12 protein-coding genes and 3 tRNA genes are annotated in these 17,168 nt (G+C 40.4%); 1 reads left to right on the top strand and 14 read right to left on the bottom strand.

Annotated features, from left to right (window positions below; genetic code table 11):
- Window positions 1-168: 168 nt before the first annotated feature.
- The 12 genes from rpoC to ME5_RS05830 all read right to left on the bottom strand — a co-directional run bounded on the left by rpoC (window position 169) and on the right by ME5_RS05830 (window position 14,204).
- Window positions 169-4,377, bottom strand: coding sequence for a DNA-directed RNA polymerase subunit beta' (gene rpoC / locus ME5_RS05885; RefSeq protein WP_008039302.1), 4,209 nt, complete (start codon window positions 4,375-4,377; stop codon window positions 169-171).
- 135 nt (window positions 4,378-4,512) lie between these two features.
- Entirely contained in the window at window positions 4,513-8,649 is a 4,137-nt protein-coding gene (gene rpoB / locus ME5_RS05880) for a DNA-directed RNA polymerase subunit beta (protein WP_008039301.1), read from the bottom strand.
- Window positions 8,650-9,010: 361 nt separating this feature from the next.
- Window positions 9,011-9,382 carry a 50S ribosomal protein L7/L12 gene (gene rplL / locus ME5_RS05875; RefSeq protein ID WP_008039299.1) on the bottom strand — a complete coding sequence of 124 codons (372 nt, stop codon included), beginning with the start codon at window positions 9,380-9,382 and terminating at the stop codon, window positions 9,011-9,013.
- Between the two features lie 99 nt (window positions 9,383-9,481).
- Window positions 9,482-10,000, bottom strand: a complete 519-nt coding sequence (gene rplJ / locus ME5_RS05870; RefSeq protein WP_008039291.1) for a 50S ribosomal protein L10 — start codon at window positions 9,998-10,000, stop codon at window positions 9,482-9,484.
- Between the two features lie 302 nt (window positions 10,001-10,302).
- Complete coding sequence (gene rplA, locus ME5_RS05865) at window positions 10,303-11,004, bottom strand: 50S ribosomal protein L1 (protein WP_008039289.1); 702 nt, start codon at window positions 11,002-11,004, stop codon at window positions 10,303-10,305.
- Between the two features lie 4 nt (window positions 11,005-11,008).
- Window positions 11,009-11,437, bottom strand: coding sequence for a 50S ribosomal protein L11 (gene rplK, locus ME5_RS05860; RefSeq protein WP_008039288.1), 429 nt, complete (start codon window positions 11,435-11,437; stop codon window positions 11,009-11,011).
- A gap of 140 nt (window positions 11,438-11,577) precedes the next feature.
- Window positions 11,578-12,108 (bottom strand): transcription termination/antitermination protein NusG, encoded by a 531-nt coding sequence (nusG, locus tag ME5_RS05855; RefSeq protein ID WP_008039287.1) that lies wholly within the window; start codon window positions 12,106-12,108, stop codon window positions 11,578-11,580.
- Between the two features lie 19 nt (window positions 12,109-12,127).
- On the bottom strand, window positions 12,128-12,340 hold the full coding sequence (secE, locus tag ME5_RS05850; RefSeq protein ID WP_196793550.1) for a preprotein translocase subunit SecE: 213 nt from the start codon (window positions 12,338-12,340) through the stop codon (window positions 12,128-12,130).
- A gap of 209 nt (window positions 12,341-12,549) precedes the next feature.
- A tRNA-Trp gene (locus ME5_RS05845) sits at window positions 12,550-12,625 on the bottom strand.
- Window positions 12,626-12,672: 47 nt separating this feature from the next.
- Window positions 12,673-13,848, bottom strand: a complete 1,176-nt coding sequence (tuf, locus tag ME5_RS05840; RefSeq protein ID WP_008039284.1) for an elongation factor Tu — start codon at window positions 13,846-13,848, stop codon at window positions 12,673-12,675.
- A gap of 176 nt (window positions 13,849-14,024) precedes the next feature.
- Window positions 14,025-14,098: transfer RNA gene (locus ME5_RS05835), tRNA-Gly, on the bottom strand.
- 22 nt (window positions 14,099-14,120) lie between these two features.
- Window positions 14,121-14,204 (bottom strand) — tRNA-Tyr (locus ME5_RS05830).
- A gap of 194 nt (window positions 14,205-14,398) precedes the next feature.
- Between ME5_RS05830 and ME5_RS05825 the strand changes: the two genes are divergently transcribed.
- A complete protein-coding gene (locus ME5_RS05825) occupies window positions 14,399-15,229 on the top strand; it encodes a TrmH family RNA methyltransferase (protein WP_008039283.1) in 831 nt (276 codons plus the stop codon).
- A 7-nt stretch (window positions 15,230-15,236) separates the two neighbouring features.
- Here the strand turns inward: ME5_RS05825 and ME5_RS05820 are convergent, their stop codons facing one another.
- Entirely contained in the window at window positions 15,237-15,950 is a 714-nt protein-coding gene (locus ME5_RS05820) for a rhomboid family intramembrane serine protease (RefSeq protein WP_008039282.1), read from the bottom strand.
- A 25-nt stretch (window positions 15,951-15,975) separates the two neighbouring features.
- The gene (locus ME5_RS05815) at window positions 15,976-17,112 is read right to left on the bottom strand and encodes a hypothetical protein (RefSeq protein ID WP_245256498.1); all 1,137 of its coding nucleotides are present in this window, start codon (window positions 17,110-17,112) and stop codon (window positions 15,976-15,978) included.
- Window positions 17,113-17,168 lie beyond the last annotated feature (56 nt).

Here is a 17,168-nt window from a genome sequence, read left to right as displayed (position 1 = left end):
TAGCTCGGATAGCTCGGATAGCTCGGATAGCTCGGATAGCTCGGATAGCTCGGATAGCTCGGATAGCTCGGATAGCTCGGATAGCTCGGATAGCTTAAATCTAACAGTCAATATGTCAATAAAAAAGCCCCGAAAATCGGGGCTTTTTTTTTCAATTTTAAATGCAATTTACTCAGCCGCAGAATTTGTCATATCTTCTAGCATTGCATTCGCAGTATCACCTCCACTTGCCTTACGGCGCTCATCGACAATAAGATCATCACGAGCGGTTGCAATACGACGGATTTGAGCAATTGTGCCACCTGTACCTGCAGGAATAAGACGTCCAACAATCACGTTTTCTTTCAAGCCTTGCAAGGTATCCATCTTACCAGCGACTGCAGCTTCCGTAAGAACACGTGTTGTTTCTTGGAATGATGCTGCCGAAATAAAGGATGGCGTTTGAAGTGACGCTTTGGTAATACCCAAAAGTATAGGTGTTCCAGTTGCTGGTTTTTTGCCTTCTTCGACCAAACGATCGTTGATTTCATCCAATTCAATACGATCCACATTATCACCAGGAATATAACCTGAATCACCTGATTCAGTGATTTCAACCTTTTGAAGCATTTGGCGAACAATAACCTCGATATGCTTATCATTGATCAAAACGCCTTGTAGACGATAAACTTCTTGAATTTCATTCACCAGATAAGAGGCTAAAGCTTCCACACCTTTAATTGCCAAAATATCATGAGGTGCAGGATTTCCATCAAGAATATAGTCACCTTTTTCGATTTGATCCCCATCTTGTAGATGGAAAGGTTTTCCTTTTGGAATGAGATATTCAACAGGTTCCATTGTTTCATCATTTGGCTCAATCATAATACGACGTTTGTTTTTATAATCTCTTCCAAAACGAACAGTTCCATCAATCTCAGCGATAACGGCATGATCTTTCGGACGTCTTGCTTCAAATAATTCCGCAACACGTGGCAAACCACCTGTGATGTCTTTTGTTTTTGCACTTTCCATAGGTAGACGTGCAATAACATCACCTGCTTTAACATGGGCGCCCGGCTCAACCGATAAAATGGTCTCAACCGACATCATATAACGCGCTTCACCACCTTTTGCCAATTTAGCAATTTTGCTATTTTTCTTGTCTGAATAGATAATCATAGCAGGCTTAAGATCAGCCCCACGTGGATTGGCACGCCAATCGATAACTTGACGCTTTGTGATACCGGTAGATTCATCTGCTGTTTCCGTAACAGACAAACCATCAATCATATCCTCAAACCCAACATATCCATCAACTTCTGTGACAATTGGACGTGTATATGGATCCCATTCAGCAATACGTTGTCCACGTTTGACAACATCTTTATCATCAACAAAGATACGCGCACCATACGTCACACGGTGTGAGGCACGTTCTTTACCATTTTCATCTTTGATAAGAACAGCCATATTGCGTCCCATGACAACAAGATAACCTTCAGAATTACGAACGACATTACGATTACGCAATTCAACAGTTCCCTCATAAGAAGCTTCAAGATAAGAAGAATCTACAACCTGAGCTGTACCACCTAAGTGGAACGTACGCATTGTCAATTGTGTACCTGGTTCACCAATTGATTGAGCCGCAATAACGCCAACAGCTTCACCTTGATTAACTGGTGTACCGCGTGCAAGATCGCGTCCGTAACATTTTGCACACACACCGACACGTGTTTCGCATGTCAATGCAGAACGAATTTGAACAGACTGTATGCCAGCCTCTTCAATAATCGCAACATCTGCTTCTTCAATCATTCTGCCACCTTCAACGATCACGTCGCCTGAAATTGGATGAAGAATATCAAGAAGAGCTGTTCTACCAAGAATACGCTGCCCAATAGAAGCAACAACCTGCCCCGCATCGACGATGGGCTGCATTGTAAGACCTTTTTCAGTACCGCAATCAACAGATGAAATGATTGCATCTTGTGCAACATCCACCAAGCGACGTGTCAAATAGCCCGAATTTGCAGTTTTCAATGCTGTATCTGCAAGACCTTTACGTGCACCGTGCGTTGAGTTGAAGTATTCGTTAACAGTCAACCCTTCTTTAAAGTTCGAAATAATTGGTGTTTCAATAATTTCGCCTGATGGTTTAGCCATAAGTCCACGCATACCAGCCAATTGTTTCATCTGGTTTGCAGAACCACGCGCACCTGAATGCGACATCATATAAATCGAATTCATCTGTTTTTGACGACCCGTTTCAGGATCAAACTCAACAGCTTGAATGCGTTTCATCATTTCATCTGCAACACGATCCGTGCATTTGCCCCATGCATCAACAACCTTATTGTATTTCTCACCTTGCGTGATCAATCCATCGTTATATTGTTGTTCATACTCTTTAGCTAAAGCTTCAGTTTCCTGAACAAGACGTGCCTTACTATCTGGAATAACCATATCATCTTTACCAAAGGAAATACCCGCACGGCAAGCATGAGCAAATCCAAGTTGCATGATACGATCGCAAAAAATCACTGTATCCTTTTGACCGCAATGACGATAAACATGATCAATCATTTTGGAAATATTCTTTTTCGTCATTTCCTGATTAATAATATCAAAAGATACATTTGGATTTTTAGGCAGAAGCTCACCAATAATCAAACGACCTGGCGTTGTATCATAAATTTTTGAAACTTCGTTGCCTTCTGCATCAATGGTTTTAAAACGTCCTTTAATTTTACTGTGTAAGGTCACAACTTTATTGTCTAATGCATGATGTAACTCACCAAGATCAGCAAAAACCATTCCCTCACCTGGCTCTTTATCGGAAACAATCGATAAATAATAAAGCCCCAAGACCATATCCTGAGAAGGTACAATAATCGGAGCACCATTTGCAGGATGAAGAATATTATTAGTGGACATCATTAACACGCGTGTTTCCAATTGCGCTTCCAAAGAAAGCGGAACATGCACAGCCATTTGATCGCCATCAAAATCCGCATTGAACGCTGTACAAACCAATGGATGGAGTTGAATGGCTTTACCTTCAATCAAAATAGGTTCAAACGCTTGAATACCCAAACGATGCAATGTTGGTGCACGGTTCAATAGGACAGGATGTTCACGAATAACTTCATCAAGAATATCCCAAACCTCTGGACGTTCTTTTTCAACCAGTTTTTTAGCTTGTTTAACCGTTGATGAATATCCCTTTGCATCCAAACGCGCATAAATAAATGGCTTAAAAAGTTCCAAAGCCATTTTTTTGGGTAATCCACATTGATGCAATTTTAATTCTGGTCCCGTAACAATGACTGAACGGCCTGAATAGTCAACACGTTTTCCCAAAAGGTTTTGACGAAAACGCCCTTGTTTACCCTTAAGCATATCCGATAATGATTTGAGCGGACGCTTATTGGCACCTGTAATCACACGACCGCGACGGCCATTATCAAATAAAGCGTCAACTGCTTCTTGCAACATACGCTTTTCGTTGCGAACAATAATTCCAGGAGCACGAAGTTCAATCAGCCTCTTCAAACGGTTATTACGATTAATCACACGACGATAAAGATCGTTCAGATCAGATGTCGCAAATCGACCACCATCAAGTGGCACCAAAGGACGTAAATCTGGCGGTATAACTGGAATGACTTTCATAATCATCCATTCAGGACGATTTCCAGACTCCATGAAATTTTCAACAATTTTAAGCCGTTTCATGAGCTTTTTCGTTTTTAATTCCGATGTTGTCTCAGCCAATTCAGCGCGCAAATCACCAGCAATTTTTTCCAGATCCATTGCAGCCAAAAGTTCATAAATTGCTTCAGCACCAATCAACGCCGTAAACTGGTCTTCACCAAATTCATCAACAGCAATCATATAGTCTTCTTCAGAAAGAAGTTGATTGATTTTTAAAGAGGTAAGACCTGGTTCTGTAACAATATAATTTTCAAAATATAATACACGCTCAATATCTTTAAGCGTCATATCTAAAAGTGTTGCAATTCGGCTTGGAAGTGACTTTAAAAACCAAATATGGGCAACTGGCGCAGCCAATTCTATATGTCCCATACGTTCACGACGAACACGTGAAAGCGTCACTTCAACGCCGCATTTTTCACAAATAATGCCTTTATATTTCATGCGTTTATATTTGCCACAAAGACATTCATAATCTTTAATAGGCCCAAAAATACGGGCACAAAAAAGACCATCACGTTCGGGCTTAAACGTACGATAGTTAATTGTTTCTGGCTTTTTAATTTCGCCATAAGACCATGATAATATTTTTTCTGGGCTCGCAATTGAAATACGAATTGAATCGAATGTTTGCGCAGGCGACTGAGGATTGAAAAGATTCATGACCTCTTGGTTCATGCTGTTCTCCTTCAAGGAATTCATTTTGAATTCGTTGCGATATTTTACCCTTTTGGTAAAATCATCTGAATAGAAACTTATTTGAGAGCTATTAAAGCAGTTAATGATGCGCCAATTAAGGCGCATCACAAATATTTACTCGGCCGCATCAGGCAATGGTTGCTGAGCAAGCAATTCCCGTGTGTCGTCCAATTCAACATTTAGTCCAAGTGAACGCATTTCTTTAACAAGAACATTAAAGCTTTCTGGAATACCTGCTTCAAATGTATCATCACCACGCACAATGGCTTCATAAACTTTGGTACGACCTGCCACATCATCCGATTTAACGGTAAGCATTTCTTGCAATGTATAAGCAGCACCATAAGCTTCTAAAGCCCAAACCTCCATTTCACCGAAACGTTGACCACCAAATTGAGCTTTACCGCCCAATGGCTGTTGTGTCACAAGTGAATAAGGTCCAATGGAACGCGCATGAATCTTATCGTCAACCAAGTGATGGAGCTTAAGCATATAAATATAGCCCACAGTCACCTGCCGATCAAAAGGCTCACCTGTACGTCCATCATAAAGCGTAACCTGACCTGAAGTTGCCATACCCGCTTCTTTCAACATATCGTCAATATCAGCTTCATGAGCACCATCAAAAACGGGAGTTGCAATAGACACACCACGTTCCATTTGTGTCGCCAAACGAACAACACTTTCATCATCGTAATGACGCACTGCTTCATTACGATCATTATCAGGAATGACATCCTCAATACGCTGACGCAATGGGTTAATATCACCTGAACGTTTATAGGCATCAAGCAATTCGCCAATCTGTTTTCCCATTCCAGAACACGCCCAACCAAGATGTGTTTCTAAAATTTGTCCAACATTCATACGACTTGGAACACCGAGTGGATTCAAAACAATATCAGCATGTGTTCCATCTTCTAAGAATGGCATATCCTCGACAGGAAGAATGCGCGATACAACACCTTTGTTACCATGACGTCCAGCCATTTTATCACCTGGCTGAATTTTACGTTTAACAGCGACAAAGACCTTGACCATTTTCATGACACCAGGAGGCATCTCGTCACCACGTTGGACTTTTTCAACCTTGTCCATAAAGCGGCGTTGTAATGCGTCTTTGGATTCGTCGTATTGTTTGCGTAATGCTTCAATCTCACCTTGAAGTTTTTCATCACCAACAGCAAACAGCCACCATTGTGAACGTGGATACTCAGCAAACACATTTTCATCAAGAGTAGTGCCTTTTTTGAATCCTTTTGGACCTTCAGAAGCTGTTTTCCCTTTAAGAATATCAGTCAAACGCGAATATACATTGCGATCGAGAATAGACTGTTCATCATCACGATCTTTTGCAAGACGTTCAATCTCTTCACGTTCAATCGCCATAGCACGTTCGTCTTTTTCAATACCGTGACGATTAAAAACACGAACTTCAACAATTGTTCCGAATGTTCCTGGCGGCATACGCATAGAAGTATCGCGCACATCTGAAGCTTTTTCGCCAAAAATTGCACGCAAAAGTTTTTCCTCAGGTGTCATAGGGCTTTCACCCTTTGGTGTAATTTTACCAACCAAAATATCTCCTGGTTGAACTTCTGCACCAATATAGACAATTCCTGCTTCGTCGAGATTTTTTAAAGCCTCTTCTGAAACATTAGGGATATCTCGTGTAATTTCTTCAGGTCCCAATTTTGTATCACGTGCTGCTACTTCAAATTCTTCAATATGAATTGACGTAAATACGTCATCAGCAACAATACGCTCTGATAGCAAAATAGAATCTTCGTAATTGTAACCATTCCACGGCATAAACGCGACAAGAACGTTACGACCAAGTGCCAAATCACCTAAATCAGTTGAAGGACCGTCAGCAATAATATCGCCTTTTTCAATACGATCACCAACACGCACCAAAGGACGCTGATTGATGCATGTTGATTGATTTGATCGTTGGAATTTCTGCAAACGATAAATATCAACACCTGATTTTGTTGGATCCAGATCTTCTGTAGCGTGAATAACGATACGTGTTGCATCCACTTGATCAACAATACCAGCACGTCTAGCACCGATAGCAGCACCTGAATCACGCGCAACAACAGATTCCATTCCTGTCCCGACAAATGGTGCTTCAGCACGCACTAAAGGAACCGCCTGACGTTGCATATTCGACCCCATCAAAGCGCGGTTCGCATCGTCATTTTCCAAAAATGGAATCAGAGCCGCAGCTACAGATACAAGCTGTTTAGGTGAAACATCCATAAGATCAACATGATCACGTGGCGCCATCAAAACTTCACCCGCATGACGACAAACAACAAATTCCTCAGTAAAACGCGCTTCAGCATCTAAAGATGAATTGGCTTGTGCAACATAATGCTTTGATTCTTCCATAGCCGATAAATAAACAACATCAGTCGTAACTTTACCATCCACTATCTTCCGATAAGGACTTTCGATAAAGCCGTATTTATTCACACGAGCGAATGTGGCCAAAGAATTGATAAGACCAATATTCGGACCTTCTGGGGTTTCAATCGGGCAAATCCGTCCATAATGGGTTGGATGCACGTCACGCACTTCAAAACCTGCACGCTCACGAGTTAAACCACCAGGCCCAAGTGCAGAAAGACGACGTTTATGCGTAATTTCAGACAAAGGATTGGTTTGATCCATAAATTGTGAAAGCTGTGATGAACCGAAAAATTCGCGCACAGCTGCGGCTGCAGGTTTTGCATTTATCAGATCCTGCGGCATAACCGTATCAATCTCAATGGAAGACATACGCTCCTTAATGGCGCGTTCCATACGCAACAAACCGACACGATACTGATTTTCCATCAACTCGCCAACGGAACGAACACGTCTATTGCCTAGATTGTCAATATCATCAATTTCGCCGCGTCCGTCACGCAATTCAACCAACATTTTAACAACGGCCAAAATGTCTTCTTTGCGTAAAATACGAACAGTATCAGGGCAATCAAGATCCATACGCATATTCATCTTTACACGACCAACAGCAGAAAGATCGTAGCGCTCTGGATCAAAAAATAAAGAATTGAACATCGCTTCTGCAGTATCGATTGTGGGAGGTTCCCCTGGTCGCATAACGCGATAAATATCAAACAAAGCATCTTGACGACTTTGATTTTTATCTGCAGCTAAAGTGTTGCGAATGTATCCACCAATATTGACGTGATCAATATCCAAAACATTGATGTGATCAACACCTGTATCAAGAAGGATGTTTAATGTTTTTTCATCAATTTCGTCACCAGCTTCAAGATAAATTTCACCTGTTTCATAATTAACAATATCTTCTGCTAAATATGAACCAAACAAATCATCTTCATTAGCTTTAATGGCTTTCAATCCTTTTTCAGCCAAAACCTTTGCTGCACGAGCCGTTAATTTTTTACCAGCTTCAGCGACAACTTCACCACTATCTGCATCAATAAGATCAGAAATAAGTTTCATACCTTTGAAACGATCAACAGAATACGGTATACGCCACCCATCTCCTGCGCGCTCAAACGTGACTGTTTGATAAAAAGTTGATAAAATATCCTGCCCATCCATCCCCAAAGCCATTAACAAGCTCGTAACAGGAATTTTACGACGTCTATCTATACGTGCATAAACAATATCTTTAGCATCAAACTCAATATCAAGCCATGAACCACGATAAGGTATAACACGCGCTGCAAATAATAATTTACCTGAAGAATGTGATTTTCCTTTATCATGATCAAAAAAGACACCAGGAGAGCGATGCATTTGCGAAACAATAACACGCTCAGTACCATTAACAATAAAAGTACCATTATCTGTCATTAAAGGCATATCACCCATATAGACATCTTGTTCTTTTATATCTTTAATGTCTTTTGAGCCCGTATCTTCATCAATATCAAATACGATAAGACGCAACGTCACCTTAAGTGGTGCTGCATAAGTTAAATCACGTTGACGACATTCTTCAACATCAAATTTAGGGGAATCGAATTCATAACGAACAAATTCGAGCATCGAAGCGCCCGAAAAATCTGTAATCGGAAATACCGATTTAAATACAGCTTGCAAGCCTTCATCACCACGCCCGCCTTTTGGTTCTTCAACCATAAGAAATTGGTCATAAGACGCTTTTTGAACCTCAATAAGGTTCGGCATCTGTGCCACTTCAGGGATCTTTCCGAAAAACTTGCGTACGCGCTTGCGACCATTGAATGAAAGGGTCTGAGCCATCGTCGCTCCTCGATCTTTGCACATTAGGGCGGACTAAACCCTAATCGCCTTACATCATCAGCCTGCCTATGCAGACCAGTTCATATGGACTATATATAATCCATTTTTAGTTTTTTACATCACCAGAAATTAAGATTTTTACTTAATATCTGATCATAGTGATACTCCTATGCATCCGGAGCATCTTATTTTCTCAAAAACTTAAAAACCAACCATCCAGTCGTTAATTTTATGATTAAGTCTTTGAACGGTTTAAACCCGTTTTCTGACAGCCACCCAACTGTCAGAAAAAGGGTTCAATCTAAGCATTACATCCGAAATGGATGTATTCGGTGGGTTGGATTAACCCACCGAAACACTGTTATTTAAGCTCAACTTTAGCACCAGCTGCTTCAAGCTGAGTTTTAAGCTTTTCGGCTTCGTCTTTGGCAACACCTTCTTTAACTGGTTTTGGTGCACTTTCAACCAAGTCTTTTGCTTCTTTAAGACCAAGACCTGTAATGCCGCGCACTTCTTTAATGACGTTAATTTTTTGAGCACCACCATCAACAAGCACAACATCAAATTCAGTTTTTTCTTCAGCAGCAGGCGCAGCAGCACCTCCAGCAGCATCGACAACCACAGGTGCTGCAGCCGAAACACCCCATTTTTCTTCCAAAAGCTTTGAAAGCTCAGCAGCTTCTAAAACTGTAAGATTTGAAAGGTCTTCTACGATCTTTGCGAGATCAGCCATTTTAATATTCCTTCAAAATAAAAGGTTTGAACATTTGTTTAACAGTTTATCGATCAACAAAACTAAAACTAATCTTGAAAATCGAACTACGAAACAGCCTTACGCCGCTTCGCCCTTCTGGGCATAAGCACCAAAAACTCGTGCCACCTGACCAGCAGGTGCATTGACAACTTGTGCGATACGAGTAGCTGGCGTAGAAATCATGCCAACCAATTTAGCACGCAACTCATCAAGTGATGGCAGAGAAGCAAGTGACTTCACAGCATCAACACTGAGACTGGTTGCACCCATTGCACCACCAAGAATAACAAGTTTGTCATGAGCCTTGGAAAATTCAACAGCGACTTTTGGCGCCGTCATAGGATCAGGAGAATAAGCAATCAATGTTTGACCAACAAACAAATCTGACATTCCCTCTGACTCTGTGCCCTTAAGAGCGATTTTGGCAAGACGGTTTTTTGCGACTTTAATGGTACCACCAGCTTCACCCATTTTTGAACGAAGATCGTTCATCTGTGAAACTGACAGACCAGAATAATGAGCCACAACAACCGAACCAGACTCCTTAAAAGTCCCGTTAAGCCAAGTGACAAATTCGCGTTTTTCCGCTCTATCCACTATCTCTCTCCATTTAACAGTAAAACTCAAAAAGTATTTACTGTCGAGTTGCCTTCAATGATAAAATTATCATCCACGAGGATCCTGTCCCCTTTTTTCGCAAAACGATCAAAGGCAACGCTGGTTCAAACCCTTTATCTTTACGATATTAGGGTCATTACCCCAGTCTCATGCAGGCCCACATGAATTAAGACACTTTCGTATCGCCCACAATCTCGGACAGGACATTCCAGAATTTCTTCTGGTATGACCCAGATGCCGAAACATCTGGATGACTCAACCGGTTAAAACCGGTCATTACATTACTGCTCAGGACGAACCGTTGCAGGATCAACTTTAACGCCGACTCCCATTGTTGATGAGACAGCCACGCGTTTTAAATATTCACCTTTTGCTCCTTGCGGTTTAGCTTTAATAACAGCATCAGCAAAAGCTTTTATATTTTCAGCAATTTGTTGAGAACCGAATGAAGCTTTACCAATACCAGCATGCACAATACCAGCTTTTTCAACACGGAACTCGACTGCGCCGCCTTTTGATGCTTTGACAGCACTGGCAACATCTGGAGTAACCGTTCCAACTTTTGGATTAGGCATTAATGAGCGTGGCCCTAAAACCTTACCAAGACGTCCGACCAAAGGCATCATATCAGGTGTTGCAATACAACGATCAAACTCAATCGTACCATTATTGACAGTTTCAAATAAATCTTCTGCACCAACTATATCTGCACCAGCAGCCTTAGCTTCTTCAGCCTTATCACCACGTGCAAACACAGCAACACGAACCGTGCGACCCGTACCATTTGGAAGATTAACAACACCACGAACCATTTGATCAGCATGACGTGGATCAACACCCAAATTCATTGAAACTTCAATTGTTTCATCAAATTTAGCTACCGCACGAGTTTTCACAAGATCAACCGCTTCACCAAGCGCGTAAAGCTTATCAACATCAAAGCCTTCACGAATTTTTTTTAATCTTTTTGTAATTTTCGCCATGATATCAGCCTACCACTTCCAAACCCATAGAACGAGCAGAACCCTCAACCATACGCATTGCGGCTTCTATATCATTCGCATTAAAGTCTTTCATTTTAGCCTCTGCAATCGCACGCACCTTGTCGCGAGAAATCGTTCCAGCCAAAACTTTACCAGGCTCTTTTGAACCTGACTTTAAATTTGCCTCTTTCTTCAAAAAGAAAGTGACTGGAGGTGTCTTCATTGTAAAAGTAAAAGACTTATCCTGATAGTACGTAATAACAACAGGAATTGGTGCATTCTTCTCCATCTCTTGAGAAGCAGCATTAAATGCTTTACAAAATTCCATAATATTAATACCACGTTGACCAAGAGCTGGACCAATAGGAGGCGACGGATTAGCCGCACCTGCTGGTACCTGCAACTTTAATTGGCCTGCAATTTTTTTAGCCATAATATTCTGCCTTTAAACTATGCCCACAAAGAGCGCTTGAATAAGTCGAAAATCGACCGCAGTATGGTGGTACAAAATGGTGCAACCGGCTAAGCCACACAATTTCTTCCACCAATAAATGAGGAAAAACCTCAAAAAGGTCAAAGTTTTTCAACTTGACCAAATTCCAAATCAACAGGCGTTGCGCGACCAAAAATAGAAACCTCCACCTTTAATCTCGAACGCTCTTCTTCGACCTCTTGAACAACACCATTAAACGACGCAAATGGACCATCAGCAACACGAACCTGCTCACCCACTTCAAATGAAATTGAAGATTTAGGACGATCAACACCCTCCTGAACCTGCATCAAAATTTGCTGGGCTTCACTATCTGATATTGCAACAGGCTTAGAATCAGAACCAAGAAAACCAGTAACCTTTGGTGTATTTTTAATCAAATGATAAACATCATCCGTTAAATCTGCACGAACCAAAACATAACCAGGAAAAAACTTACGTTCAGAGTCAACTTTTCGACCACGACGAACCTCCACAACTTTTTCAGTAGGCACAAGGATTTTTTCAAAAAGATGACTCAAGCCCTTTTGTTGCGCTTCTTTTTCGATCGCTTCAGCAACCTTTTTTTCGAAGTTCGAGTAAGCCTGAACAATATACCAACGCGCTGCCACTACGATTCTTTCCTTGTAATTAACTAAAAAGACCCTTCAGAAGATCAATCATCTCCCAAACACCAAAACTTAAAATCTGATCTGCCACAAAGAAGAAAGCCGCAGCTAAAGATGCCATCAAAACAACCATAATTGTTGACACAGTCGTTTCACGACGCGTTGGCCACGTCACTTTAGCTGTTTCTGCTCGAACCTGCTTTAAAAAAGTAATAGGATTGGTTTTAGCCACCAGAATTGCCCTAAATTTAGAATTTCAAAAAATGTGCAAAACACACAAACGTCAAACACAATAAAAACGCGAAAGGCAACCATCACCTCGTCGCGTTCATTATAATAGGTCTTAATAAAGCTTTACAACAAAAAAAACAAGACCCCATAAAAAAAATAAACACTTTTTCCAAACAATAAAATTTAATACTATCTTTTGTTTGACAAGAAAAATGGCAGGGGCAGCAGGCTTCGAACCCGCGACCTGCGGTTTTGGAGACCGCCGCTCTACCAACTGAGCTATACCCCTCCAAAAAGCACTACGATTTTTAAAAAATAGCGCTTTTCAAAAACATTTTATTCGATGATTTGCGATACGATACCAGCACCGACTGTACGGCCACCTTCACGAATAGCAAAACGTAATTTTTCTTCCATCGCAATTGGAACAATCAAAGCAACATCAACAGTAACATTGTCACCAGGCATTACCATTTCTGTTCCATCCAACAATGTAACAATTCCTGTCACATCTGTTGTACGAAAGTAAAACTGTGGACGATAATTGGTGAAAAAAGGTGTATGACGTCCACCTTCATCTTTTGTAAGAATGTAAGCTTCTGCCTTAAACTTTGTATGCGGCGTCACTGTTCCAGGCTTCGCTAAAACTTGACCACGCTCAATCCCTTCACGATCAATACCACGCAAAAGAGCACCAATATTATCACCAGCTTCACCTTGATCTAGAAGCTTACGGAACATTTCAACGCCCGTTACTGTCGTTTTTGAAGTTGGACGTATACCTACAATCTCAATTTCTTCACCAACTTTAACAATTCCGCGCTCAACACGACCTGTAACAACAGTACCACGACCCGAAATAGAAAATACATCTTCAATCGGCATCAAAAATGGCTGATCAACCGGACGTGATGGCGTTGGTATATAAGAATCAACTTCGCTCATCAATAAACGTACAGCATCCTCGCCAATCGTTTTATTGCTATCATCAAGCGCTGCCAACGCTGATCCTTTAACAATCGGTATCTCATCACCAGGAAAATCATATTTTGATAAAAGTTCACGAACTTCCAACTCAACAAGCTCTAAAAGCTCTTCATCATCAACCTGATCAACCTTGTTTAAAAAAACAACAATCGCTGGAACACCAACCTGACGCGCCAAAAGAATATGCTCACGTGTCTGAGGCATCGGACCATCAGCCGCCGACACAACCAATATCGCACCATCCATTTGTGCCGCACCTGTGATCATGTTCTTAACGTAATCAGCATGACCCGGGCAATCAACGTGCGCATAGTGACGATTTTCCGTCTCATATTCAACATGAGCCGTCGAAATCGTTATGCCGCGTGAACGCTCTTCAGGCGCAGCATCAATCTGATCATAAGCCTTGAATTCTCCAAAGTATTTCGTAATCGCTGCCGTCAACGACGTCTTGCCATGGTCAACGTGACCAATCGTGCCGATATTAACATGCGGCTTATTACGTTCAAATTTGCTCTTTGCCATCGCTGTTGATCTCTTATCTTTACGCCTACAAAAGGCTTTAAACCGAAATAACCAGTCTTTATAAGAAAGACTGACATATATCTATAAACGAAAAATTCGCTTACTTTATGACGAAAATAATTTTCACCATTCTTGTCTTAACCAACACCATTTCTGGTTTCCTTAACACGACATTTTGGAGCGGGTAGCGGGAATCGAACCCGCATATTCAGCTTGGAAGGCTGCTGCTCTACCATTGAGCTATACCCGCCCATCGTCTCCGTATCCAATAATGGTGGAGGGAGTTGGATTTGAACCAACGTAGCATACGCAACGGATTTACAGTCCGTCCCCTTTAACCACTCGGGCATCCCTCCATTAGACCTTGCGGAGTTACGCGATAAGGCATATGCAATCAAAATAAATAATGAACACTTAATTTGCTTGCGATGCGCGTTATGACGATTAGCGTCGCCGCTGTCAACAGATTAAATTCTCATCTTTTAAATTTCGTAAAAATAATTAGCTGTGATAGAGAACTTTTCACTCTAATTTTTGACTGGGTTAAATAATGAATACAAAAACACCAAAAGATTCTCATTATGCACGTCTAAGGCGACAGCATCGCGCAAGCCTTGGCAAAAACCCTGCAAAAAAACCAACCAAAAGAATCGAACCAAAACCTTACGATAATAGCGAGTTGCGTCTTTATGGACTCCATACAGTGCGTGCTGCACTCTCAAACCCTAAAAGAAATCTTATTCGTCTTTTTGCCACGCAAAACGCTTTGAGTCGTTTAGACATTGCCGAATCATCTCTCCCTTGTCCTTTTGTTCTTACTTCACCTAAAGAGCTTGATATATTGGTTGGTAATGAAGCCGTGCATCAAGGAATCGTTCTTGAAACTTTGCCTTTAAAAACACGACGTCTTTCCCAATTAGCTAATGCGCCCTTACTAATTCTTCTTGACCAAGTCACAGATCCGCATAATGTTGGTGCCGTTATGCGCTCAGCCGTGGCTTTTAATGCAAGCGCTCTTATTACGACACATCATCATTCTGCCAAAGAAAGTGGTGTATTGGCAAAATCAGCCTCTGGAGCATTAGAACTCATTGATCATATAAGTGTTAGAAATCTTTCAGAAACATTAATTGAGCTTCATGATTTAGGTTTTTTAACCATTGGACTCGATTCGCAAGGAGAATACGATCTCGAAAAAACACTAAATGGAGACAAAATAGCCCTTGTTTTAGGTGCTGAGGGTAAAGGTTTGAGGCAAAAAACACGTGAAACTGTCAATGCCCTTGCAAGACTTGATATGCCAGGACAAATCAAGTCACTCAATGTTTCAAATGCTGCAGCAATATCCTTTTATCTCGCTGATCGTCATTTAAAACGCTAACACACTCTCAATATTTTTCGTCTTTTCGTTGATCAAACACACCAATAAAAAAGAAACCAAAAATCAATCCACCAATATGTGCTTCCCAAGCAATATTATTTGCATCTTTTTGAAATGAAAGACCGCCAAGACCTATAACGACATTTATTAAAAGCCAAACGCCAATAAAAGTTAAAACAGTACGAGATGATAATGCGTTTTTAATTGTTAATATTGGCCCTGCAAATTCAGGACGATTTTCATAGCCGGGTTTTTCAACACGGCGAAAACCGTAACGTCCTGCAGCTCCTGTCATAGCAGAAACAACACCTGAGGCTCCAACCAAAGGTATCATGCTATGAATATAGAAAATGACGTAAAATCCTACTGAAAACGCACTAGAAATACACCAAAAAAGAAGAAAACGGAGTGTTCCTAGGCGATTTGCTAAAGGTGATCCAAAAACAATCAACCACAACATATTCACCACTAAATGAGTAAGGCTGCCATGCATGACAGAATAACTCAACAAACTATACCACGACCCCCATACGTCATGAATAAAACGATATGGAATAAAGGCATAGCTATATAAAAATTCTTTATAATTTTCTACAAAGAGAAAATATTCGGGGATAAAATAAACAAAAAAACAGCACAATGTTATCGCTATAACAATGACTGGAATATTAAAAAGCGGTGCTTTTCTCTCAAGCAAATCATTATAGTCATCATCGTTCATTATGACGCCATTTCCTATTATGTCATTAACTTTTAATCAATTTTGGTAAATATTTAACATAAACCATTTGTGCGACCAATTCGACACATGTTTGTGTCAAAATAAAAGCTGTCAACATTCCAGCCTGCGAAGGTATATGTAAAAGAAGCAATATTGGTAATAAAACCAAAGAATTACGAGTGGATACACTAAATATAACGGCAATTGTTTGCGCATGGTTAAGTTTAAATAATTTAGCACTTAATACGCCAAGAAATGGCGCAACACTTGCATAAATACTATATAAAATAACAAGACATATGAGTTGTGAAAAAAAAGTCATAAGCGGATAATGAAAGAAATTACTTTCAACATTTAAAGAACCTATTATTAAATCAGTATCTTTCATAATGCTTTGATGAGATAGATTTATGAGAGAAAATTCATGCGCAATAGTCCCAACAGCAAAAAAAGAAACTATCAAAAGCGTCAAAGCAGTCACTGGAACAGCTGCATTTTTAAGAAAAATAACCGATTTTTTATATGATGCATTTCTGTAAGAAAGCGCTTGCAAATCCCATGCTATTAATAGAGGCACACAAACAATTGAAAAGAATTCAATAAATATAGAGGAAAACGATGTTCCTGTAAGCTGCACAAATTTTAAATGAGAGCGATTAAAAGCGAAAAAAAACAATAAAATAATTAATTGAATAATGAGTAAAATCGGTAATGTAGAGGTTAATCGCGCAGCATCCCCTTTTGCCATACGGCAAAAAATCACGACATAGTCAACACAAGGCGCAAGCAAAATGCAAACCACAGGAAATAATAAAACCTCATTTGGAAAATTTGTTTCATCATGACTTGTTGTTAGTAAATTGTAATGAAAAATAATTATAACGGCAACAAAAAGTAAAAGTGGAACAAGAAAAAAATTTCCAAAAAGCAATGCGCCAATAAACTTTCCGCTTTTAAGTCCTTCAACTACTAATTTTATTGGCACTTGTATAAAAGTGACCAAAAGTAACAAAGCAAGCGCCCCGCTAACAGAATAAGCCCCCAAAAGCTCACGAGGCAACACGAAAGCGCTTACTCCTCCTATAATCATGGTTAAGATATAAATGGAAATTTGATGATGATCTATAAAATCCAGCAAGGAAGATGATTGTTCAAAATGCAAGGAACCAATCCATTTAAAAACTAACGCAACTATTAAATATAAGCGATTATAGTGAA

Origin of the sequence: Bartonella tamiae Th239 (assembly GCF_000278275.1) — a bacterium.
GTDB classification, from domain to species: Bacteria; Pseudomonadota; Alphaproteobacteria; order Rhizobiales; family Rhizobiaceae; genus Bartonella; species Bartonella tamiae.
The sequence above is the reverse complement of the archived record's forward strand: the minus strand, read 5'-3'. Positions and strand labels throughout refer to the sequence as shown.

Bases quoted from the DNA above. Each gene is read 5' to 3' on its own strand.
- rplK (WP_008039288.1), bottom strand. From the start codon at position 11,437: ATGGCTAAAAAAATTGCAGGCCAATTAAAGTTGCAGGTACCAGCAGGT.
- rpoB (WP_008039301.1), bottom strand. From the start codon at position 8,649: ATGGCTCAGACCCTTTCATTCAATGGTCGCAAGCGCGTACGCAAGTTT.
- rplA (WP_008039289.1), bottom strand. From the start codon at position 11,004: ATGGCGAAAATTACAAAAAGATTAAAAAAAATTCGTGAAGGCTTTGAT.
- tuf (WP_008039284.1), bottom strand. From the start codon at position 13,848: ATGGCAAAGAGCAAATTTGAACGTAATAAGCCGCATGTTAATATCGGC.
- ME5_RS05820 (WP_008039282.1), bottom strand. From the start codon at position 15,950: ATGAACGATGATGACTATAATGATTTGCTTGAGAGAAAAGCACCGCTT.
- rplL (WP_008039299.1), bottom strand. From the start codon at position 9,382: ATGGCTGATCTCGCAAAGATCGTAGAAGACCTTTCAAATCTTACAGTT.
- rpoC (WP_008039302.1), bottom strand. From the start codon at position 4,377: ATGAACCAAGAGGTCATGAATCTTTTCAATCCTCAGTCGCCTGCGCAA.
- ME5_RS05825 (WP_008039283.1), top strand. From the start codon at position 14,399: ATGAATACAAAAACACCAAAAGATTCTCATTATGCACGTCTAAGGCGA.